The sequence below is a fragment of the Limnohabitans sp. Rim11 genome, from assembly GCF_001269365.1.
Taxonomy (GTDB): Bacteria; Pseudomonadota; Gammaproteobacteria; order Burkholderiales; family Burkholderiaceae_C; genus Limnohabitans_A.
The window spans coordinates 262254-284261 of the sequence record NZ_CXOM01000002.1; the positions used below are offsets into that span (position 1 = coordinate 262254).

The following is a 22008-nucleotide window of genomic DNA, read 5'->3' on the forward strand; positions in this document are numbered from 1 at the left end:
CCTACTTTTTAGAAAGAAAATGATTTACACAAAAATACTACTGACTTTTGTACAGTAATGGCGTGATTCTACCCACAGGAAAGTGGATTTATGTGACGTAGATCACATTTTCTCAAGTTTTTTAAAAATGATTTGGTAAAAAACAACATTCACCAACCGCGCCAAATGCTTGATTCTAAAGAAAAATTTCTTTGGGAGAAAACAGCGAGGTTACTCCACTGCCTGTTGCTTTGCAAGCCAATTCCCCAGCGCCAGTCGTTTTGACCATACAAAGGGGCAGACCAATTGACCAAGGCCAGCTTGTTTTGCAGTCTTCTGGGGTTGCCGTTGTCCAGCAAATAGCTGTAGCCCGCTGTGTCCAATGACTTTTGCACCTCAGCACGCAATTGCAGCCGGTGGCCCTGAAGACCCATCGGGTTTAACCACTCATGTTGCATGCCCAACATCACACTGTTTGTGTTTTGCCCAGGTCGCGCCTCAGACGCTGCGCTTTCTCTAGCAGACTGCACATAAACACCCAGCTTTTGATCTGCCCTCTCGCATTGCAGCATTGGCTTGTAGGCTGACCAATGGCTGTTCAAATGCGTGGCAACGGCGTACTGCCTGTTTTCTAACTGCACTTGGTGTTGCAGTTTGCACATAGGCAATGCTTGTTCTTTTTGCCAACGCAAAATGGGGGCCTTGTACGTTAACGCATGGTTCAAAGAAATGGCCTGCATGCCCAGCGTTACAGCGCCCCATGCTGCACCTTCTAAAGACACCTGCGGCACCAACTCTAAATTGCCATACTGTGGCAAGCCGTTGTATGAGCGCGCTTGCGCTTGCATCTGAAAAGACACATCCACTTCAGGCAATGAAACTTTGGCTTGATGCACGGCACCCACGCGCACAAATGACGCACTCATGGGCTTGTTGTTGGGCGCCAACGTCAGCTCTACATTTCTGTCGGGCAGAGTTAGCGTAATGGTGTTGAAGCGCAGCCCCGCATTCACATTGTTGTCGTAGCCCGCACCCAAGGTAACAGCAGTTTGGTGCCGCACATTTTGTCGGAACTGGTCAACCCAGTTGGCTGCCAAAGATGGCGTGGGTTTTAAGTGTGCGGCAAGTTGCAATCGCAGTTGTTGCACCGCGATTTGTACACCCTCTGGCAAGGGTGAAAAGCGCTGCTCTAACACCAACAAAAATTCTTCAGACTGCGCGTATTGACCTTTGCGAAACGCAATCAGGCTAAGGTCCAGCCAAGCACCGGCCCACTCTGGATATTGTTGAACCACGTCTTGCAATAATTTTTCTGCAACTTCCACTTCGCCTTTTTGTAAAGCAGACAGTGCTTGCACATATATCGCTGGATTGGAAGCCGAACTCTGAGCCCACAATGCGGCAGGAAATGCCAACAGCGCCACAGCAAGGCCACGAGAGAAATTCACTTGAAAATTGTTTGGAAGTTTATCGGACCCACTGAGCCACGCCAGACAACAGGCCGCCCGAAGCGAGGCTCTTGTCAAACAAGTAGGTGGCTTCTAGGCCTTTGTTGAGCACAATGCCACTGATGTTGGCATTGCTTAAAGATGCAGTCGATGACATGCGACCATATCGGTCTACAACACCTTGAGACTTCACAGATTCAAGGGTGCTTGGGTTCAAAGCCACAGCTACCTGGGTATTGAACAAGCCTTGTGCAAAATCAATTTCTAACTGGCCAGATTTAACGGCCACACGACTGATTGCGTCTTTGTCTTTGACATACGCTTCAGCAGCCACCAAAGAGAATTGAAACTTCCCTTGGTCTGGCATGTTGATGTTTGTTTTGCCTGAATAAGCCAGGCCAAAAACAGAGTTGCTGTCAACAATGCGCAAGTCTGCAATTTGTGAAAAAACTTGGTTGATGCTATCGCTGCCCTCAGGCAGTTGTTGCACCAATGCCGACCAACGGCCCCACTTGGCCAATGATTCATGTTGCGTGGCTTGATTGGCCACGTTGGTGGCAGCTTCAACCGAATTCACTTGATCGGCCACCAACTTGCGTTCAATGGTTTGCTGCAAAGTGTCGGGCTTGATGGCGTCGTCTGTGATGCCTACGCCCACAGCTTTTACAGGTGCAGTTTGAGCCGCTGGTTTTTGCAAAATTTTGGGCACTTGGTTGGCCGTGATTTCCATGAATACATTGGGCATGCCTGCATTCAGTTCACGCGCCAAAGGTGATGCGCAAGGGCCCAATTGAGAGCTTAAGCAATCGGGGCCAATGGGGCTCACAATTACGCCGCCTTGGGCTACAGACACGCGCGTTTTTTGGTCATCGGCCAACACGGTGTAGTCTGTGCCGCGCAAACCAATGGCCGCCAACGGTGTGTTGAAGCGGTATTGATTTTTGGCAGCCTGGCCACCCTTGCCACTGACAGCGCGGCTGGTGCCTTGCTCTAGGTCAATGCGAATGCGGCTAGCTTGGGGTTGGTCTTTGTCGTATTGGTAGGCACTGATGACCATTTGCGAAGAAGGACGCAAGGCCAAGAAGGCGTTGTCAACCATGCGCAAATGAACGTGGCTGTTGGCTTGGGTTTGAATGTGGTCGCCTACAAAAACTGGTTCGCCAGTTTGGGCCGTGCGTGCAGGTTTGCCGGGTACGGCCAAGCTGACTTGCCCATTCACAAAAGCCACATGACCCGCCACTACATTGGCTGCAGCAGTTTCTGTGGCTTCGGCAGCAAGCGCGCTTTGCACAGGCGCAAAGCCAAGCAACACACTGAAGGCAAACACAGACATTGACACAGCGCCATGACGCACAGCCTGCAATTTGCGCTGCATGCTGCTGACGAGTGTTGTCAATGTGCTTAAAAAGTTCATGACCCGATTTTAAGTGCATTGCGGGCCAAGTGCCAAGCTTTGCGCCTATTTTGACGCCATGCCACGCAGGGTCGTTCTACAAAACCTTGGCTGATGAAGCTCAATGCAATGCTGCTGCCGCACAGCGTTAACCACTGACCAGCCGTTTTGGGGGATGCAAGGTCCAGCACCCACATGCAGAAAAAGTGGTTCAAAAAGATGCCGTAAGACAGGTCACCCAGCCGTTGGTCCCAGGCTTTCCAGGTGGGGTTTTCTAGCTTCAAAACTTGGGTGAGCAGCTGAATTGCAGGCAGGCCAATGCCAATGCCGAGCCAAACTTCTGTGTTGTAAGGGGTGCCCAAAGCGCCTTGTTGTTGCAGGCCCAAAATAGCTGCAACAGCCACCAAAGGTACAAGCCACAAAGCTTTATGTGAAAGTGTGGGCCAACTTATCTGCAAGCGCTGCAGCGCCATGCCCGCCATGAAAATCCAAAGGACTCCCGGCAACAATCGATAGCCCCAGGCATCTGTGGGCAACACGCCCAGCCCGGCCAAGGCCTGGACAGCCAAGCTGGCAAAGGCCACCCACATGGCCAATGAGCCAAAGCGCCCAGTGTTCCAAAAGCGCCAGAGCCAGGGCGCCAACACGTAAAACAAAACCTCTGCCCCCAAGGACCATGCCGGCGGCAACAAGGTAAATTGGTCGGCCGCATTGAACATGAAGAAATTGAGTGGCGCAATCAGCACATTGTTCAGAACTTCTAGGCCTGAAGGTGCGTGTTGCAAAAATGGCGTGGTGTGCCCCACGCTGAAAAACCAAACCGCAGTGGCCACGGCGTACAGCAGATACTGCGGGTAAATGCGCGCTAGCCGGTCAATGTAAAAGTGCCCTGCCTGCCCGGCTTCAGAAAAATGCTTACCAATGAGCGCCGACATAACATACCCAGAAATGGCATAAAACACCACCACCGACACCACACCCGGATTCAGGCCACCCAAGGTCAGGCCGGTGTGACTGAGCATCACCAGCATGGCAAGAATGAAACGAAGCAGGCCCATGGTTTTTGGCGGGGTTCAGTGCAAAATCAACAGTATGGATAAAAACAGCAAGACAGTGTGGTCAAACACTGCCGTACCTCAAGTGGCTGAAAGCAAGCAAGTGCGACTCTGGCGCGCTTTGATCGTGGCCGCCACCTTTGTGTTGCTGAGCAGCGCCTTGTTGTTCATGCCTTTTTGGCACATGCTAGAAGATCAAGCTCGTGACAGCATGACGCAAAAATTCTTAATGGCCAAGGACACGCATCCCAAGGTGGTGTTGGTCGATTTTAGCGACGTTTCCATTCAGAAGCTGGGGGGCTGGCCCTTGCAACGCTCGCAAATGGCCGACTTGGTCGAGGAGTTGATTGGCCCCTTGGGTGCCAAGGTGGTGGGCCTGGACATGATGTTTCCAGAAGCGGGCGATGCCGTGGGCGATGCACGTTTAGCCTCCATGGCAGAACACGGGCCCTTGGTGCTTGCGCATGTGTTGGACATGGAGCAGAGAAGCACGCCCATCAAGGTGGGGGTGACGGCTGACAAAATTAAGGCGCCACAATTGTTTTCTGATCAATGGGCGGCCGTGCCCAGTTTTGGTTATGTGGCCAACCATGCCGGTTTGCGCAATGCACGCTGCGTCGGCCATGTGGGGGTGCGACTAGATGCCGATGGCGTGGTGCGCAGACTGGCACCCATGGTCAAAGGCCCCAACGGCAACATGAACACATTTGCTGGAGCCATTTTGGATTGCGGCTTGCCTACCAAAACTCAAACGCCAGTTGCAGCACCCGCTCAGATTGTGCAGGGGCAGCCTACCAGTTGGCGTTTGCCGTTCACGCAAGGTCTCGATGCCTTTGATTCAGTTGAAGCCATGGACGTGCTGGATGGCGCTGTAGACCCAGAACGCATCAAAGGCAAGTATGTGTTGGTGGGTTCTTCTGCTGTTGGCCTGAGTGACTATGTCACCACACCACTGCAGGCCCTCACACCCGGTGTGTTGGTGCATGCCCAAGCGCTGGCGTATTTGTTAGACAACGGGTCACCCAAACCGACCAGCACTTTGCACTGGGCAGAGCTTTTGGTGGCTTTGTGTTTAAGCGCTGTCACGTGGTTTCTTTGGCATTGGCGAAAAAGATATGCCACTTTGTGGGGTGTGTGCATCTTGCTGGGCTGGCCCTTGGTGTGTGCGTTTGCGTTTACCAAGCTTGTGTTTCCATGGCTGCTGTTTGTGCCCGCACTGTGTTTGGGTACCTTGCTCAGCCTGACGGTGTTTGAATACAAGATGCTGCGCGACATTAAACAACGCGCGCTTCTGACTTTGTCGCAATTTGTAGCGGGACCTGTTTTGAAACAGCTCTATGACATGGGCTTGGCCAACAGCTTGCGACCGCAACAACAAAACATCACGGTGCTGGTGGTCGACATGCGCGACTACACGCGGCACACCGATGAAATGTCGCTTGAAAACATTGCAGCCTTAACCCGAGAATTTTTAGCGTTGATCACACAACCTGTGCTGGACCACGAAGGCACCCTGGACCGTTACAGTGGCGATGGTTTGATTGCGTTTTGGGGCGCGCCCTTAAGCCGCGAAGATCACGCTATAGCAACCTTGAATTGCGCCAAAGCCATGCAAGCTGCCTTGGCCGAATGGAACCTACAGCGCAAGGCCCAAGGACTGGATGCCATCGGGATGCGCATTGGCATTGAATCGGGCTCGGCATTGGTGGGTGATTTTGGCTCTGCAGCGCGCAGTGTGTTTACCGCTGTGGGCAGCTGCATTAACACCGCAGCCAGGCTACAAGAACTGGGTCGCAATTTGAAATGCGATTTGGTCATTGGCCCTCACACCGCTGCTTTGGTAGAAGACGAGTTACTAGCTTTGGCCGAAGTTGAAGTGAAAGGCTTGCGCAACAATTTGCAGGTCTACACGCTGCCACCTGCTACGACAACTGTGAGTGCCGCCGTATGAAAAGTCTGCCACTGCAGGTTCGGTTGTTGCCCATTTTTAAACAATTGGAAGACGATGCTTTTGCCAGCATTTCTCGCGGCGCCGTTTACAAGGTGTTTGAAAAAGGTGACGTCATTTGCAACAAGGGCGACCCTTCGAATGGTTTGTTCGTGCTCATTCGCGGTGACCTGCAACTTTTTGAATCTGGCCGTGAAGGCCAAGAGGTGGGCCTGAACTTGATCAAAGGGCCCGCGGTGTTTGGTGAGCTGGGGGTTATCGACAACTTACCAAGGTCGGCCGATGTGGTGGCCATGTCCAAAGTAGATCTGGCCATTGTGCCCAAGAGCATTTTGATGGCGGCCTTTACTGAAACACCAGAAGGCGCCAAAGCCATGTTCATGCACTTAACCGGCATGATTCGGCGCTTAACGCATCACCACAGTTTGTTGGTCATTCCATCGGCATCGCAACGCATTTGCGCCATGTTGGTCGATTTAAGCGAACAACATCGCCGAGGTGATCTCATTGAGTTTGAAATGCCCAAACAAAAAAGTTTTGCATCCATGGTCAACACCACGCGCGAAACAGTGTCCAGAACCATGGGGCAATTGGCGACACATCGCATTGTGAAGAAAATGCCGAGTGGCAAATTGTCTGTGCTTGACCCAGAGACATTGAAGCTATGGGCAGGGATTGATTAAAAGCAATAGCAGCCACGGCTGCGGCTGATGCAACAGCGCAACTAACGCGCCATTTGTTTGTAAATTGCAGCCGTTTGGTCTGCACAAGTTTGCCATGTAAAGGCTGCTGCGCGTTGCCGCCCCAACACCACCAATTCAGATTGCAACTGTGTGCTTTCAGCCAAAGTTTGCATGGCGTGGCTGACGGATTCTGTTTGCTCAGGATCAATGCTTAAAGCACTGCCACCAGCTATCTCTGCCAAAGACGTGGTGTTCGATGATATGACCGGAGTGCCTGCTGCAAAGGCCTCTAACAATGGCAAACCAAAACCTTCAGACAATGAAGGAAAGACCAAGCTGGTGGCGGCTTGCAACAAACACAATTTGTCTTCTTCTGACACGGCGCCCAGCCACTTCACATGCGAGGCGGGTCCTTGGTTTTGAAGTTCATTGACCAAGCCCTCAACACCCCAGCCATTGCGACCCACAATGACCAAGTCAAATTCAGACTGAATGTTGGCAGGCAGTTGCTTGAAGGCTTCTAGCACCCTGCCAATGTTTTTGCGCGGCTGCAAAGTGCCGACGCACAAGAAGAAAGGGCGCTGAAGATTGTGTTTGTTCAAACAAGTTTTGAGTCGCACAGCGTCTAAGCGTTGACCATACTTGGGGTCTACACCCAAATAGACCACACTGATTTTGTCTTCGGGCACTTGAAAGTGCGTCATGATTTCTTGCTTGGAATAATCAGAAATAGTCACGACATGGTCGGCCCATTCAACCGATTTTTTCCAGAGGGCATTTTTGAATTGACGCAGTTGCTGATTGCCCCACTCTGGGTTACTCAAAGGAATGGCGTCCATGATGGTGGCCAGCACCGGTATGCCTTTGAGTTTGGGAATGTGATGGTCTGTGGCATGAAACAAATTGATTTTTTGTTTCAAAGAATTCTCCACCGGAAAAGACAAGCCAGTGATGGCGCTTTGCAGTGCCAACCATTTGTAGGCGGAGGTGGTCACCAGTGGTTGATTGAACGGGGGCTGCTTGTTCAAGGAAGTTGGTGCAGGCCCAAACACCACTGGCAGGCATTGCACCTGTGCAGGCTGCAGATGCGCTGCCAAAGCCTGCGTGTAATAGCCAATGCCATCCAGCTCTTGGTGCAGCTTGCCGCGTGCCCACACTGTGGCACCAAAACCAACTTGCAAACTCACAGCGTACTTTCCAACATAAATTGCAAAGTGTCTTGCAAGGTGTAGGTGCTGAGCTGGCCCACAGCACTTTGCAGCTTGCCTGGATTGCCACACAACTGCCGCACTTCATTGGCCCGCACAAACGCAGGATTGACGTTCACCTTCAAGGTGTGGCCTGTGAGCTGGGTCAAGGTGTCGATCACTTGTTGCAGCGTGAAGGCTTTGCCAGTGCAAATGTTGTAGACCTGAAGGTCTTTTGAATGAGGCTGGTGTTGAAGCAATGCCAAGTAGGCTTCACTCACCATGCGTACATCATTGAATTCGCGCTCTACATTCAAATTGCCCAACTCAATGTGGGGCGCCCTGCTTTTGAAATGTTGCACCAACTTTGGAATGAGGAATTGCGCTCCTTGGCCAGGGCCCGTGTAATTAAAGGGTCTCACCAACACCAAGGGTAGCTTGGTGCTGTAATTGGCCGCCATCAATTCCATGGCGGCTTTGCTGGCGGCATAGTGGTTCACAGGCGCCAGGGCTTGGGCTTCATCAAGTGGAGAATGGGGTGAATTGCCATACACATTGGCACTGCTGGCCAACAATACTTTTTGCGGCATCACTGGCAACTGCGCCAAGACATTCAGCAAGTGAACGGTGCCCACCACATTGACGTTGTAAAAGTCTGCGTCACTGTCATGCCCCACAAAACTGATGGCCGCCAAATGCACCACAGCCTCGGGCTGGACACTCAACACTTCTTGCTTGATGTCGTCGGGTGCCAACAAATCGGCCTGCAGGTCATGCACCACATGGCCTGCTAACTCAGCCGCCTTCTTAAAAAAAAGGCCGGTAAAACCAGCCGATCCAGTGAGCAAAATTCTCATTAGAAAGAGTACCCAGCCGTGTTGCGCTTTAAATCTGCCTGAACCATCATGAGGCACAGTTGCTCTAAAGTGGTTGTGGGTTCCCAGCCCAACACTGCTTTGGCTTTGGCAGGGTTGCCAATCAGCAATTCAACTTCAGCGGGGCGATAGAACTGTGGGTTCACACGCATCACCGTTTGGCCATTGGCCGTGTTCACAGCGGTTTCTTGTTCGGCTTGGCCTTTGAACTCAACGTGAATGTCGGCTGCTTTGAAAGCCATGCGCACAAAGTCGCGCACCGTTTCTGTTCGGTTGGTGGCCAGCACAAAGGTGTCGGGTTCTTTGGCCTGTAGCATGCGCCACATGCCTTCTACATATTCTTTGGCAAAGCCCCAGTCGCGCTTGGCATCCAGATTGCCAAGGTCCATGCAATCGAGCTGTCCCAATTTGATTTTGGCCACGCTGTCTGTAATTTTGCGCGTGACAAATTCGCGACCGCGCAATGGGCTCTCATGGTTGAACAAAATACCGCTGCTGCCAAAAATGCCGTAGCTTTCTCGGTAGTTCACCGTCATCCAGTGCGCATACAGTTTGGCCACGCCATACGGGCTGCGAGGGTAAAACGGGGTTTCTTCAACTTGTGGAATGGCCTGCACTTTGCCAAACATTTCAGACGTGCTGGCTTGGTAAAAACGAATTTTAGGATTGACCAAGCGAATGGCTTCCAACAAATTCAAAGCACCAATGCCAGTAATCTGCGCAGTGGTGTTAGGTTGGTCAAAACTCACACCCACAAAACTCTGCGCCGCCAGGTTGTAAATTTCAGTGGGTTGAACCTTTTGAATCAGTGCAATGCTAGAGCCCAGGTCGGTCAGGTCATGCTCGACCAAATGCAAATTGGGATGCGCCTGCACACCCAAGTCTTCCATGCGCCAAAAATTGACCGAACTGGTTCTACGGTAGGTGCCATAAACGGTATACCCTTTCTCTAGCAACAACTGCGTGAGATAGGCTCCGTCTTGTCCCGTGACACCTGTAACGATGGCTTTCAAATTGAGCTCCTTGGCGACTTTCTTCAAGTCTGAATTGTAAGGGAGTCAATTTACGGGTTCAGCCAAGGTACAAATTGCCTTCTGGCACACCAATCAAAGCAACGGCCGCCTCGGTGTCGGTGGGTGTAATGGCTGCGGCAATGGCCATGCCCTGTTGAATCGACTCTTCAGGGGTGTTGTAGTTCAAGCCCCAGTTGATGCTGAACTTGGTAGCCACCGAAATTTTGTTGTCGAGCAAATCGGCCACCCAACCCCACGTGGCATCGCCTTTGAAGGTGTGCGCCGATTTCAAAATATCGCTGACCAAAGAGCCACGCGTGGCTTGACCCGCCTTTAACGAAGCTTCCCAAAACGCCAAACCACCCGCATCGGCGCCGTCTTTTCGGCCCAGAACATTTTTGTAGACGACATTGACAAAGTCTGCGTTGCTCATGGTGTTTGAAAAACCCGTGAGCTTTGAATACGCCACACCGGCGCTGTAGAAAGACTCTGCAATTTGAACGATGGTCTGACCGCCGTTGAGTTGGTCTATCCAATAACTCATGCCATCGGCATCGGGCACCCTGTTGAAAAATGAAATGTAAAGCTCTGCCAATTGCGTTACTTTGCTTACGCTCACGGCACTGGCCTTGGCTTGCACGCCGAGGTTGATGGTTTTGTCTGAAAACCGCAAAGTTTCTATTTGCGAGACATCGTCCGTACCGCTCACACCAGAAGCATCAACAATTTGATAGCCAGTGGCTGTTTTGTTGATTTTGAAATTGGTCAAGCCAATGTTCCAGGTAGCAACATCCAAGCCGTCACCGCCGAGCAAAATGTCATTGCCCGCACCGCCTGCGAGAGTGTCGTTACCCATTCGGCCCTCAATGGTGTCGTTGCCACTGCCCCCGCTGATGTTGTTGTCAAGTTCATTGCCATACAGTTTGTCTGCGTAGCTTGACCCCACCAAGTTTTCAATTTGAGTTCCAAAGTTGACGGTCACCTGGCCCGCCGCAGTGATCGTGCTGGCAGCGGCAGTACCGATGTAGCCCCAATAACCAGGCGTTAAATAAATGGTGCCGCCCTGGCGCACGCCTGACAAATCTAGTGTGTCTGTTCCTGCACCGTCCCAAATAAAATGACTGGTGGTATCTAGCACGCGATACGTGTCATTGCCCGCTCTGGCTTGTGGACTGGGACCATACAAGTACTGCAAGGCTGCAATGTCTAAGGGACTGAATTGCAAGTGGTATTGCGCGCTTGAGTCGGTGTAACTCATCACGGTCCAAGACGTTCTGTCTTCCGTCGTTGGCAAAAAGGGAGGGACGGCCACACCGCCACCAGCTTGCGGTGCAGAGAAGGGATGCTTCAAACCAATGGCATGGCCAATTTCGTGAATCAAGGTTAACGCGGCATATGTACCGTCAGCAAATTTGGCATTGCTAGCGCCAATGTCAAAAAACAAATCACTGCCCCTGAATGATTCGTTAGGCTGGAATGCATAGCCCGCACTAGAGCCCTGCTGGTTGTTTGCAAACGACAAGGTATTGAGTGTTGCTGGCGTTGTTGTTTTGACAAACTTCAAATCAAGCAATGAAGCAATGTAATTCAGCGCAGCTTCTGTTTGTGAAATTTGGGTGGCATTGAACTCGGAGAATCCCGCCGCATCTTGCTCAGACGTATAGTAAGACGGAAGCGATGCGGGGAAAGCGTACAGAAAGGTCTTATCACTGCCCAGTATGGTTTTGAAAAACAAGCCGGCTGTTTCATCAGGCAGCAATGCATCTATCCAATAGGGCAAAGGCATTGCGCCGTTGAGGTAATTTATTTTTTCAATACCGCTGGGTAGTTTGACAAAACTAACTGCAACATTGGCCACATCGGTCCCGGTCAAATCATTCACGTAGTCTGCAATGTTGTCGATGAAATAAGTGTCATTGCCTTCGCCGCCACTCATTTGATCAGCACCCAGGCCACCATCAAGCGTGTCGTTACCGGCATCACCATAAAGCTCATCGTTGCCAGCGCCGCCGTAAATTACATCGTTGCCGGCAAAGCCTTCTAACCAGTTGTCGTTGCCTTCACCGCCATCAATGAGGTCATCGCCATCGCCCCCCCAAATCTCATCAGACCCAGCACCGCCATAAAGTTTGCTGTCGCCGCCACTTAAATATTTGCTGAGATTGTCGTTGCCATCGCCGCCATACAAAGTGTCGAGACCATCACCGCCGTTCAAATAGTCGTCGCCACCGTCGCCATACAACTGATCGTTGCCGTCACGGCCGTAGAGTTGGTCATTGCCTTCACCACCATACAGAGCGTCGCCACCTGCAGCGCCATCCACAATGTCATCGTCCTCAAGACCACTCATGACGTCATTGCCGGGCGTGCCCAACAAGTTGTCTTTTTTACTGGTTCCTGTAATGTTTGACATCTTAGTTTGCGACCTGTTCAACAAAGGCCCAACGCTTCAGCATCCAATAATTGAGTGGCGGCACTGTGAGCACAATGCAAGCAAAACCCAGTCCGTAGTGAAGTTCACAAAATTCAAATAAACTTGCAATGATCAAAGTTAAGCACAAGGCAAACAAGGAGCCGAGTAAAAATTTGCCATACAGTGAAAGTGTAGGCAAGGCCTTGAATGTCCAATAACTGTTCATTAAATAGGAGCTGACATTGGCCACCAAGAAGGCCAACAGATTGCCCAGCAAGGGGCCGGCTTGTAAAGTTTCGACGGCCACAAACAAGAGCAAGCCATGTATCAAGGTGTTGACCACACCCACCAATCCAAACTTCACAAACTGAACAGGCAAGTTCAATACAGCACCTTCACGAAATAATTTGACGAATGATGTAAGCGGGTCGGGCTTTCACTTCTGAATAGACTCGACCCAGGTACTCGCCTAAAACACCGATACCAATCAGCTGTACGCCACCTAAAAAGAGAATGGCAATCATGAGGGACGCATAGCCAGGCGTGTCCACGCCGTAGACCAAGGTTCTGACAAAGATGTAGCTGGCATAGAGAAATGCTGTGAGCGACACCAAGCCGCCCAAATAGGTCCAAACGCGCAGTGGTACTGTGCTAAAGCTGGTAATGCCATCCAAGGCTAAGTTCCAAAGTTTCCAAACATTGAAACTAGAGTGGCCTGTGCTTCTAGCTTCTACTTCAAAGGGAACCAACACAGATTTAAAACCCACCCACGCAAAGATACCTTTCATGAATCGGTTGTTCTCTCGCAGTTGCTTCACTGCGTTGACCACACGCCGGTCCATCAAGCGAAAGTCGCCGACATCGGCGGGCATGTGAATTTGAGAAATCTTTTGATGCAGTTTGTAAAAGAGCCTCGCAGCAAATTTTTGAGCAAAGTGGTCGGTGTGCCTGCTGGTTCTTTGTGCCAATACCACTTCATAGCCCTCTTCCCATTTTTCTAACAAGACAGGTAACAGTTCGGGGGGATGCTGTAGATCAGCGTCCATGGGTATGACGGCATCACCTGTTGCATGGTCGATGCCTGCGGTGAGGGCTGCCTCTTTACCAAAGTTTCTTGAAAAATCAATGATGGTGATGGTGATCTCGGATGCATTGTCGTCAGCCAAAAAACCCATCAAGGTCTGTCTTGCTTTCACCAACTCATCGAGGGTGGCATCTGTGCTGCCATCGTTGATGCACACCATTTGAAAGGCATAACGTGCTTTGAGCTTGTGACAGGTTTGCATCAAGCGTTGAAAAAATGGTGCAACGCCCTGCCCTTCATTGAAGAAGGGGATGACCAAAGAAACCGTTTTCAATGTCAAGGTGAGGCTTTCAAAGAAGTGGCGCGGCAAACCTGCGCAAAGTCAATGGGCTTGCAATCTACTTGCCAAGTGCTGGGGAAAATTGAATCTAACTTGAAATTGGCAGCCAGGGCGTCGCCACTCAGCACGTAGGCTGAATTGGCGGGGTTTGATTGGGCTATTTCAAGTTTCATGTCCTGACAATCGGGTGTGTAACGAGCAATGTAGCCGGTATTGAGCTTCAAATGACGCTCTGACGTGTATTTCATCAAAGGCAACAACGCATTTTGAGGGTCCTTGCCACATTTGAACTTTGGATAGGCATACACAATACGCGTGTTAGTACCCAGCGCCTCGTCCCATTTGGCAGCGTCCATAACGGGCGCGTCTTGTCGATTCAGTCTAAAGCTCAAGCCTTGGTAAACACCTTGAAGGTCAACCCACTGGAGCCCGCATACCAGCACCACCAAACCCGCAAAATGACGCTTTGGAAACATCTGGTGGCAGTGGTACAGAGAAAAGATCAGCAAGGCATAACCCACCAACCAAAAAAAGCGGCCTGACGCTCGAAACTGCGAGGTAAGCGGCAGCAGGGCTTCAGGGTATTTGAATTCGAATGCAATTTTTTGCCCCAACATCACATGGTCAGACAACGCATAAGCCGCAAACATCAGCATCAAAGCGATCAGTGCTTTGTGGTGCATGGCAGATTTCACCATGCGCCATGCGCCGAGACTCAATAGCAGCAAGACGCCCAGACCCAGATAATTAAAACCTTCGTAGTGACCTGGTCCCCCCACATACGTAAAACCAGCAATGGGATTCAGCCCCAAGCCATTGGCCGCTGGCAAGATGTGGCCACCCACCCAAGGCGACAAAAGGTTCATGGCGTAATAACCAAAACCAAACTCCGGCGTCGGCTTGCCGCTTGGCAATGGCCACAGCGCCATCCAAGCTGTTGCCATGACACAGAGTGCGGGCAGTGCAAGCGCCTTGGCGCGTTTGGCCATTGAATGCTGTGAAGCATTCAACATCGCACTGACCCACACGCAGCCCACCATGACAAACAAATAGATGTTGATGTAGAAGGCACCAAGACACAAGAGCGTCCATGCCAGTAAAGGCCACTCACTTGAATTGCGGCTTCGAAGGTAGAGGGCCAAGGCAAACAAAAGCAGCCAATGAGACATGAGCGAAATGTGCCCAATGCGATCTAGCAACGCTGGAAAACTGAGCAACAACAGCACCAAGGCCATCAGAAAAGCCCATGAGCGCGTTTTTAATTCTTTGGCAAGCCACCATGCACCTGTGGCCTGCAATGCAAAACAAAGTGCAACCCACACGCCATAAGGGTTAAAGGGTGCCCAATGGTCAGGCGCTGCCAGCTTGAGCAACAAGGCATAAAGGGGAATAGCATCCACAAAAGTGGCCAGGGTGCCTTCTGGGTAATTCAAGGCATTGAATGCCAACCACGGGCTTTGCCAGGGCGCTGTGAAATAGAAATTAAAACCTGCCACATATTGCGTGACATCGCGCACTTCTGTTTGCCAAAAAACAGAACGGCCTAATACAAAATCAATTCCAAAAAAACTGCCCACAAATGCAGCAGCCATGAGCAAGCTCAACAGCAAGCCTGCAAGCCCTTCGGAGTGATGGCGTGCTGGGTTCACTTGCGTCATGCCCTGAGGCCTGTGAACTTTAAAAACTGTTTGGCGCTTTCAGCCCAGGTGACCGTTTGAATTTGAGTGACATCGGGCTTGTCTTGATCTTTTAAGTTCAGCCAACTCTCAATGGCCAAAGCCAAGCCCTCAGGTGTGTTGGCATTGAAGTAGCTGGCGTGCTCACCTGCCACTTCTCGAAACACGGGCAAATCTCTGAGAAGCATCGGCAAACGGTACTGTGCAGCTTCTAACAAAGGCAAACCCAAACCCTCACCCAATGAGGTACTGAGCAAACAATTTGAATGGGCATACAACTGCACCAAGGATTCGTCTTGTAAGTCATTCAACCAAAACAAGCGTTTGTTTTTTTCTGGATGGGCTTGAATTCTATGAACCAGCGTCAGAATTTCTTGACGTTGATCCACAGGCAATTGGGTCCAACCTTCTCTGCCGACCAACACCCAATTGACATCGATCTGACGTGCCCACAAATCTTCAAAGGCCAGTAGGGCTTGCATGAAGTGTTTGCGTGGTTCTAGGGTGCCAACCGATAAGAATATTTTGCCTGTAGGCAGTTGTCCCAAAAGCGTTGCCAAAATCGAGGGGTCATTGGCCGAAGCAGGCAATTCCCAAAGGTTGGCACCCAAGGCAAAAGATGCATTCGAAAAGGGACGGCGGTTCTGCCAAGTGATGGACTGCTCAGAGAGCCAAGCTTGAAGATCGGCCTTTACCGAATTTGAAATGCACAAGGCGCCATCTAACTTGGCAACAGCCTTTAACCACTCGGTATGCGTTGCTTGGGCACCCGATGGGAATGCGTTAGGCAAGTGAATGGGCAGCAAGTCATAGACCAAAGCGTGCATTGCAACGCCGCGCTGTCGGAATTTTTCAAACAACCCGGCTTCACTGGCCTGAATAAAGGGGCCACTGGCCAAGTCAAGGGTGACATACACGTCACCTGGCTGCGGCTCAACGACGTCGTCATCTAATTGGGTGGTACGCAGGTTTTGTAATCGACATGCAAACTGGCGTGCATACCTTGCATGCCAACGGTTTCCCAGCGAACTTAAATGCACCGGCTCGACTCTGAATCCTAGGGGTGGATTTTTGAGAAGTTCAAGCAGCAATGAAATTGCGACGCGTTCAATGCCCGTTTGCCTTGATGTATCGTGTGTGGCGGTGATGTCAAGAAACAATTTGCGAACTGGCTGTACACCTGGGAAGTTCCAGCTGACCGATTCTGCCCATCGAAGCGATTGCGATTTTCCGAAGTTTTCTGGAATCAACGTTGCCAAATCTTTGGCAACTTCAATGGCCAGTTTCTGATCTCTCTGGTAAAAATTTTCAATGGCCGACTGGTAAGCCAATGCGCAGTGCTGGGGCGCGTGATGTGTGTGGATGAAGCTGCGAGCCGCTTGACGCATGCTTTCACGTCTTTCACCATTGGCTGCCAACATTTCCAAGGCCAGGGTTAAATCCTCTATTGAAAATTCGTCTTGCAATTGCCATACCACCTCTGCTGGCAATTCGGCCATGGCGCCATTGGCGTTGACCACGGTGGGCAAGCCGGCTGCCAAGCAATCCAATGCGGCAGCAGATGTTTCACCGCGCGAAACCGAGCGAAGTTGAACAGCGACATCGGCTGCCGCCAAATAATCGGCATACACACTGTCGTCGACGAAGCCCGTAATCAGCACTCTGTCTTGGCGGCCAGATTGCTGAATGCTGTTGATCAGCGATTGGCCGTAGTCACCGCCCTCGTTTTTCCCCACAAACACCAACTGCGAATGGGGTAAAACAGACAAACTGCTTTGAGCCCAAGCTGACAGTAGGTGTTTGCTGTGTTTGGTCTGATCAATGAAGCCAAAGCTACAAACCAATTGGGTATCAGGGTGAATGCCCAGACGCTCTCGGGCTGCTTGACGGTCCGGTGGCTTGGGTACGTCCCGCAGCAGAGGGATCACTTGAATGGATGCCGCCAGTGAAGGGCCGTACCATTTTTCCACCAAACTTTTGGCAAATTCAGAATGCGTGAGCACACCTTTGGCCAGCAGCAATTGTTCAAGGTTGACGGGAAATTTCAACAAGGCTTGATGGGGGTCCTTAGACCACACATCCAGTGCCTCATAGCCATGCGACTCGTAAAGCGCCTGGGTCCACACACCCACCTGATGGTCATGCTCTTCTAGCCAAGATTTCAAGCCACTCAAATAAAAATCATGCAGCATGACCACGCCAGGCACAGCGCGCATTAGTGCCAATGTGCTCGCATGCGTGGGTGAGTTTCCCAATTGGTAGAGCACTCGCGCATACGACTTTGCGTTGTCATGCAAACTTTCCACGGAACAAACTGGCAAGCACAGTTGTTGTGACAATACTTCTGGTGAGTCAGACTGGGTGATGACATCAATGTCGTAATACGCTGACAGGCTGTCCAATAGCAAGGCGCTGTAGGCCGCAATACCTGACTGAACAGGCGGCAAGGGCGAAACAAATGCCATTTTGGGTTTTTGCGTTTGCAGGCGTCCTAAAGAAGGGGCGTGATTCAGATCTTTTGCACGCTGCACCGACCATTGCTTCCAAATGTTCAACGCTCGCAGCGCCACATCTTTCCAGGTAAATAACTTGGCGCGCTCTAGTCCATTGCGGATGAGTCTTTCTCTGTAGGCCTGATCTTCAAATGTTTGCAGCAACTTGTGGCCCATTTGTACAACGCTGTAGGGATCAAACATGGCCTCTTCATAAGCCACTACTTCCGGCAAGCTTGACGTGTTAGAAGTGATGGTGGCGGCACCACAAGCCATGGCTTCTAGTGCAGGCAAGCCAAAGCCTTCTTGCCAAGATGGGAAAACGAAACAATGGCATTGCGAATACAAAGTGATCAACTCTGCGTCGGTCACAAATCCAGTCAATAGCAACTCATTTTTCTTCAGATCAAACTTTTGAGCCACGTCTTGCAGTTGCAATACAAATTGGTCTGCCAGACGGCCCGCAAACACCAATTGCGTTGTACTTTTGATGGCGGTAGGCAAATTTGCATATGCCTCGATGAGTCTTGGTAAATTTTTTCGTTCGTCAGCACCGCCGGTGTATAGGACAAATTTCCTTTCAATGCCCAAACGATGCAGTATGTTCTCAACTTCAAGTTCGGCCATCTGAACTTGTCCAAACTGCGCGTCAATGGCGGTTGAAATGGTCTGTATCTTTTCTGTGAGCGCCGGCAAATATTGCTTGGCCTCTTGCGCTGCAAACTCAGAGATGGCCAAACATGCATCTGCCGCATTGAGTTGTTCTATTTTGTTCAAATAAAACAAGGCATAGGAAGGGTTGGGGTCTAAGTATTGCTTTTGGTTAACGTAAGGAATGAGGTCGTACAGGGCAACACTGCTGAACACATGCGGCCCGAAGCTCTCTATTTCTGCGACTGCATTGTCAGAATATCCCTCAAATAAACTAGTGAGGTGCACCACATCAGGTTTCAAATTGGCAATGAACGCATGCCGAAACCTTTTGGCCATCGCGTACGGCAGTTGATTGTTAGGATTTGCAATTCCCAGCGGGCCCGGCACCTCCCAAACCTGAATTTGACTTTGGGGCAGGTCCTCGCTGAAGGCTTTCCTGATGGGCTCGATGGACTCAGAAAATAAACCATTCAGAACCAAAATTACTTCATCGTTCTGACAGTTTTCGATGACCGCTTTCGCAAATGAAAGACTGTAACGACCAATACCCCGGAAGCGACTTTCCGTTTGCGCACCTTGCATATCGATCACGATTCGCATGGATGGGCCTATGGCGTCTTGTGATGTTGGAAAGTCTGCGCCATTTTTTGCGCATTTTTAGACATACTGACTTCCGTAATGGGTTGTTCGTTTGCAGTTGCGGATGTCATTTCGTCAGACATCGAATGGTTCGCCCATAGTTTTCTTAGGAAAACATCCAAGTGAACTGCTTGCGCGAGCTTGATCATCTTCAGCTTCAATGCTGGATTCGACTTGATAACGATCACCAGAGGCGACAATAAGAGGCGCAGTACTTTCAAGACTAGCGCGCGAACTCTAGCCCAAACACCCTGCTCTGCCAGCCTGAGGGTTTGCAATACAAGCCATCCCACAACACCTTTGTATTTTGGCGAATGGTTTTGTTGAACCCCAGATACAGCATCTGCGAGTCGATTCAAATTTGACTGAAACTGATTCGCCAACTGCGACATTGACCTGTCCAGTTGAAACTGGGCATCGTGGGTTTGTTGCCGATGACGCTCGAGCAGGGCATGGCCGCTGATGCCAAAAGCTTTGTCAAACAATGCCTGCAAGTCATGCTTCAAACCTGGATGACCCGCTTTTTGTGACACAACGGCATAGTCGGGGCTGGCACCCGTTAGAACCTCCAGCACAGACAGGTTGGCTTGCGTTAACACTTCTGGTGCTTCTTGCAAACGCAAAACCTTGACCGACTCAAATCCAAAAAACTCTGGCACAAATGCCAGCAAGTCGGGTGGTATAGGCCTGACATGCGTTGGATCTAAGTAAAAGTTTTGTGTGGCCACCAAGAAGTTTTCTGGGTTGGGGGTTTCCATGATGAGCAAACCACCCGACTTCAGCACACGGTGTGCTTCTGCCACCAATTCTTTCAAGCGATCAAAGGACAGGTGTTCTACCAAATGAAATGCCGATATCACCGCCGCAGTGTCGCTGGGCAATTCTTTTAAATATGCCAACGCATCTTGGCAGTGAACATGCAGATTTTTTTCCAAACAAGCGTCTAACATGCCAGCATCGAGGTCGACACCCAATGCAGCCATTTGATGAGCTTGCAACAGCTCCAACCACTCACCGCGCCCACAACCCAAGTCCAGCATCAACGCGCTGGGATGAGCCTGGTGCAGAGGCTTCACAAAAGGCAAGTAAACCTCAAGACGCTTTTGAATCAGCGCTCTGGTGCCGCGAAACTTATCTTCAAACGCTCTGTAAAACTGATCACTCATGTCGAGTCCTTAGCGTGTGCGGTAACCAGCTAACGCCCACAAATTCTTCTTTGCCTACATTGATCACTTCAAACATCAAAGCCAAATCACGCCAATCGTAATTGCTTTGAACATGATTGGCACCCGCATGCAGTGCCACCGTGACTGAGTAATGGCCCGGGCCTAAGTTGGCATCGAATTCAAACTCTAACGCAACCGTTTGACCAGGTTTTAAGTCCGTCAAAACCTGATGGCTGTGAAAGGTATTCACGCCAAACACCACTTGCCCCAATCTGTCTTTGAGCATGACACCCATGACCAACTCGGCCACGGCTTGTTTCACTTGGGCGACCAATTGCATGCGAGCTTTTTCACCCGTACGCAAAGTTTCAACGTGTGCGCCATCTTGATTCAACAATTTCAACTGTTGAATGACCACCTCACCTGTGCCTGAATGCGTGCTGGTGAGGCCAGAAGGTGTTGCGCGCAATTGAATGCTGTCGCCCTTTGCGTCGGCCAACATGGCGTTGTAGTGGTTCATTACCAACTCTGGCTCGCCCTCCATGACCTTGCAGCCTTGGTTGAGCAAGATAGCGCGGTTGCAGATGCTTTGAATGGCCGCCTTGTCATGACTGACCAATAACAAGGTGGTGCCACTTTTTTGATATTGCCGAATGCGCTCGAAGCTTTTGTGTTGGAAATAGGCATCACCTACCGACAAGGCTTCATCCACGATCAAAATATCGGGGCGAACCGCAGTGGCCACGCTGAAGGCCAGCCGCATTTGCATACCGCTGCTGTAAATTCTGACGGGCGAGTCAATGTACGGTCCTATCTCTGCAAAGGCTTCGATGTCGGGCATTAAAGCCCAAGCGTCTTCTGTCGACAGGCCCATCAATTGGGCTGCCATGATGACATTTTGTCGACCTGTAAAGTCTGGGTGAAAGCCCATGCCCAACTCAAGCAAGGCCGAAACGCGTCCCTGCAATTGAACGTGTCCGGTGCTGGCCTGCGTGGTTCCTGTGATGATTTTCAAAAGGGTGCTTTTACCGGCACCGTTAACACCAATGATGCCGACTGCTTCGCCAGCCTTCACTTCAAAACTTAAATCTTGAAGGACCCAGTTGAGACGATGCCATTTTTGGGCACCAGGCCATAGCCATTCCCATAACCTGTGCCATCGGTTGTCGTATTGTTGATAGGCCTTGCCCAGACCCTGAACAGCGATTGCGATCATCAGAGTTCGTCCACCAATTCACCGGCGCGCCGACTGAACAAAAGGCCGCCCAGAACACACACTGAAACACCGAAGGTCAAGGGCCAAACCAAATTGGCAAATTGGGGCCATTGCCCATGAACCAAAATTTCTTGGTACGCAGAGACAACGCCGTACATGGGATTGATAGCCAGGTAAGGCTGCAGCGAACTGGGCAAAACACTGCTTGGGTAAACAATGGGTGTTAACCAAAACCAAAGTTGCAGGAACACCGAGAAAAATTGTCCGACGTCTCTAAAGAACACATTGAGCACGCCCAAAATAAGCCCCAAACCAAAGGACATCATGAGTTGCACGGCCAGCACAGGTAATAGCGCGGCAATGACCCAGCCTGGCCATTGCCCACTGACCACCAGAAAAATCAAGAACAATCCGAAGATGATGCCGAAGTTGACCAGCGCATGACACATGGAAATGAGCGGCAGCAAGGCGCTGGGGAAGTTAAGTTTTTTGAGCAAGTTGGCGTTGTCGATGAAAAGGGTCTGACTTCGATTGACCATTTCGGCGAACAAACCCCAAGTTAACAGCCCCGCACACAGGTAGATGCTGTAGCCAAAGCCAGACGTTGTGCCTGGGAGTTTGGTTTTCATAACCTGTGAAAAAACGAGGGTGTAAACCAAAATCATGGTCAAGGGCTGAATCAGTGTCCAGACGACCCCCAGAAGTGACTGATGGTATTTGGCTTGAAACTCTCGCTTCACGCTGCCAAGCACAAACCCACGGTATTGCCATGCTTGTTGGAGAGTTTTAACAATGAAATTCATGCTG

16 protein-coding genes are annotated in these 22008 nt (G+C 50.8%); 2 read left to right on the forward strand and 14 right to left on the reverse strand.

What is annotated here, in order from left to right; genetic code table 11:
* Positions 1–149: 149 nt before the first annotated feature.
* Genes AMM03_RS06030 through AMM03_RS06040 form a run of 3 tightly spaced genes read right to left on the reverse strand, consistent with a single transcriptional unit; the run spans position 150 to position 3878 of the window.
* Positions 150–1427, reverse strand: a complete 1278-nt coding sequence (locus tag AMM03_RS06030) for a tetratricopeptide repeat protein (protein WP_090129570.1) — start codon at positions 1425–1427, stop codon at positions 150–152.
* A gap of 19 nt (positions 1428–1446) precedes the next feature.
* Positions 1447–2841, reverse strand: coding sequence for a FecR family protein (locus AMM03_RS06035; RefSeq protein WP_090129571.1), 1395 nt, complete (start codon positions 2839–2841; stop codon positions 1447–1449).
* On the reverse strand, positions 2838–3878 hold the full coding sequence (locus AMM03_RS06040) for an acyltransferase family protein (RefSeq protein ID WP_090129573.1): 1041 nt from the start codon (positions 3876–3878) through the stop codon (positions 2838–2840). The genes AMM03_RS06035 and AMM03_RS06040 overlap by 4 nt, the downstream gene beginning before the upstream one ends.
* Before the next feature lie 34 nt (positions 3879–3912).
* Here AMM03_RS06040 and AMM03_RS06045 point away from each other — a divergent pair, with 34 nt between their 5' ends.
* Both AMM03_RS06045 and AMM03_RS06050 read left to right on the forward strand, forming a co-directional pair.
* The gene (locus AMM03_RS06045; RefSeq protein WP_194942803.1) at positions 3913–5826 is read left to right on the forward strand and encodes a CHASE2 domain-containing protein; all 1914 of its coding nucleotides are present in this window, start codon (positions 3913–3915) and stop codon (positions 5824–5826) included.
* Positions 5823–6506: a Crp/Fnr family transcriptional regulator gene (locus AMM03_RS06050; protein ID WP_090129576.1), complete on the forward strand. Its 684-nt coding sequence runs from the start codon at positions 5823–5825 to the stop codon at positions 6504–6506. The genes AMM03_RS06045 and AMM03_RS06050 overlap by 4 nt, the downstream gene beginning before the upstream one ends.
* 41 nt (positions 6507–6547) lie before the next feature.
* Here AMM03_RS06050 and AMM03_RS06055 read toward each other — a convergent pair whose 3' ends face one another.
* The 11 genes from AMM03_RS06055 to AMM03_RS06105 are packed head-to-tail and all read right to left on the reverse strand — an operon-like array spanning position 6548 to position 22004.
* Positions 6548–7693 (reverse strand): glycosyltransferase family 4 protein, encoded by a 1146-nt coding sequence (locus tag AMM03_RS06055; RefSeq protein ID WP_194942804.1) that lies wholly within the window; start codon positions 7691–7693, stop codon positions 6548–6550.
* The gene (locus tag AMM03_RS06060) at positions 7690–8550 is read right to left on the reverse strand and encodes a GDP-mannose 4,6-dehydratase (RefSeq protein WP_090129580.1); all 861 of its coding nucleotides are present in this window, start codon (positions 8548–8550) and stop codon (positions 7690–7692) included. The genes AMM03_RS06055 and AMM03_RS06060 overlap by 4 nt, the downstream gene beginning before the upstream one ends.
* Complete coding sequence (gene gmd / locus AMM03_RS06065) at positions 8550–9608, reverse strand: GDP-mannose 4,6-dehydratase (protein ID WP_369793668.1); 1059 nt, start codon at positions 9606–9608, stop codon at positions 8550–8552. The genes AMM03_RS06060 and gmd overlap by 1 nt, the downstream gene beginning before the upstream one ends.
* 31 nt (positions 9609–9639) lie before the next feature.
* Entirely contained in the window at positions 9640–11994 is a 2355-nt protein-coding gene (locus tag AMM03_RS14350) for a DUF4214 domain-containing protein (RefSeq protein WP_090129584.1), read from the reverse strand.
* A 1-nt stretch (position 11995) separates the two neighbouring features.
* Complete coding sequence (locus AMM03_RS06075) at positions 11996–12379, reverse strand: GtrA family protein (RefSeq protein ID WP_090129586.1); 384 nt, start codon at positions 12377–12379, stop codon at positions 11996–11998.
* 10 nt (positions 12380–12389) lie between these two features.
* Positions 12390–13358 carry a glycosyltransferase family 2 protein gene (locus tag AMM03_RS06080; protein ID WP_090129588.1) on the reverse strand — a complete coding sequence of 323 codons (969 nt, stop codon included), beginning with the start codon at positions 13356–13358 and terminating at the stop codon, positions 12390–12392.
* Positions 13355–15016: a DUF6311 domain-containing protein gene (locus AMM03_RS06085; protein ID WP_090129590.1), complete on the reverse strand. Its 1662-nt coding sequence runs from the start codon at positions 15014–15016 to the stop codon at positions 13355–13357. Before AMM03_RS06085 ends, AMM03_RS06080 begins: the two co-directional genes overlap by 4 nt.
* Positions 15013–18780, reverse strand: a complete 3768-nt coding sequence (locus tag AMM03_RS06090) for a glycosyltransferase (RefSeq protein ID WP_090129592.1) — start codon at positions 18778–18780, stop codon at positions 15013–15015. The genes AMM03_RS06085 and AMM03_RS06090 overlap by 4 nt, the downstream gene beginning before the upstream one ends.
* Before the next feature lie 8 nt (positions 18781–18788).
* Complete coding sequence (locus AMM03_RS06095) at positions 18789–19985, reverse strand: class I SAM-dependent methyltransferase (RefSeq protein ID WP_090129594.1); 1197 nt, start codon at positions 19983–19985, stop codon at positions 18789–18791.
* Positions 19978–21201, reverse strand: coding sequence for an ABC transporter ATP-binding protein (locus AMM03_RS06100; RefSeq protein WP_090129596.1), 1224 nt, complete (start codon positions 21199–21201; stop codon positions 19978–19980). The genes AMM03_RS06095 and AMM03_RS06100 overlap by 8 nt, the downstream gene beginning before the upstream one ends.
* Positions 21201–22004, reverse strand: coding sequence for an ABC transporter permease (locus tag AMM03_RS06105; protein WP_090129598.1), 804 nt, complete (start codon positions 22002–22004; stop codon positions 21201–21203). The genes AMM03_RS06100 and AMM03_RS06105 overlap by 1 nt, the downstream gene beginning before the upstream one ends.
* Positions 22005–22008 lie beyond the last annotated feature (4 nt).

Coding starts and splice junctions, on each gene's coding strand:
- AMM03_RS06035 (WP_090129571.1), bottom strand. CDS start 2,841: ATGAACTTTTTAAGCACATTGACAACACTCGTCAGCAGCATGCAGCGC.
- AMM03_RS06040 (WP_090129573.1), bottom strand. CDS start 3,878: ATGGGCCTGCTTCGTTTCATTCTTGCCATGCTGGTGATGCTCAGTCAC.
- AMM03_RS06045 (WP_194942803.1), top strand. CDS start 3,913: ATGGATAAAAACAGCAAGACAGTGTGGTCAAACACTGCCGTACCTCAA.
- AMM03_RS06050 (WP_090129576.1), top strand. CDS start 5,823: ATGAAAAGTCTGCCACTGCAGGTTCGGTTGTTGCCCATTTTTAAACAA.
- AMM03_RS06060 (WP_090129580.1), bottom strand. CDS start 8,550: ATGAGAATTTTGCTCACTGGATCGGCTGGTTTTACCGGCCTTTTTTTT.
- AMM03_RS14350 (WP_090129584.1), bottom strand. CDS start 11,994: ATGTCAAACATTACAGGAACCAGTAAAAAAGACAACTTGTTGGGCACG.
- AMM03_RS06085 (WP_090129590.1), bottom strand. CDS start 15,016: ATGACGCAAGTGAACCCAGCACGCCATCACTCCGAAGGGCTTGCAGGC.
- AMM03_RS06090 (WP_090129592.1), bottom strand. CDS start 18,780: ATGCGAATCGTGATCGATATGCAAGGTGCGCAAACGGAAAGTCGCTTC.
- AMM03_RS06095 (WP_090129594.1), bottom strand. CDS start 19,985: ATGAGTGATCAGTTTTACAGAGCGTTTGAAGATAAGTTTCGCGGCACC.
- AMM03_RS06100 (WP_090129596.1), bottom strand. CDS start 21,201: ATGATCGCAATCGCTGTTCAGGGTCTGGGCAAGGCCTATCAACAATAC.
- AMM03_RS06105 (WP_090129598.1), bottom strand. CDS start 22,004: ATGAATTTCATTGTTAAAACTCTCCAACAAGCATGGCAATACCGTGGG.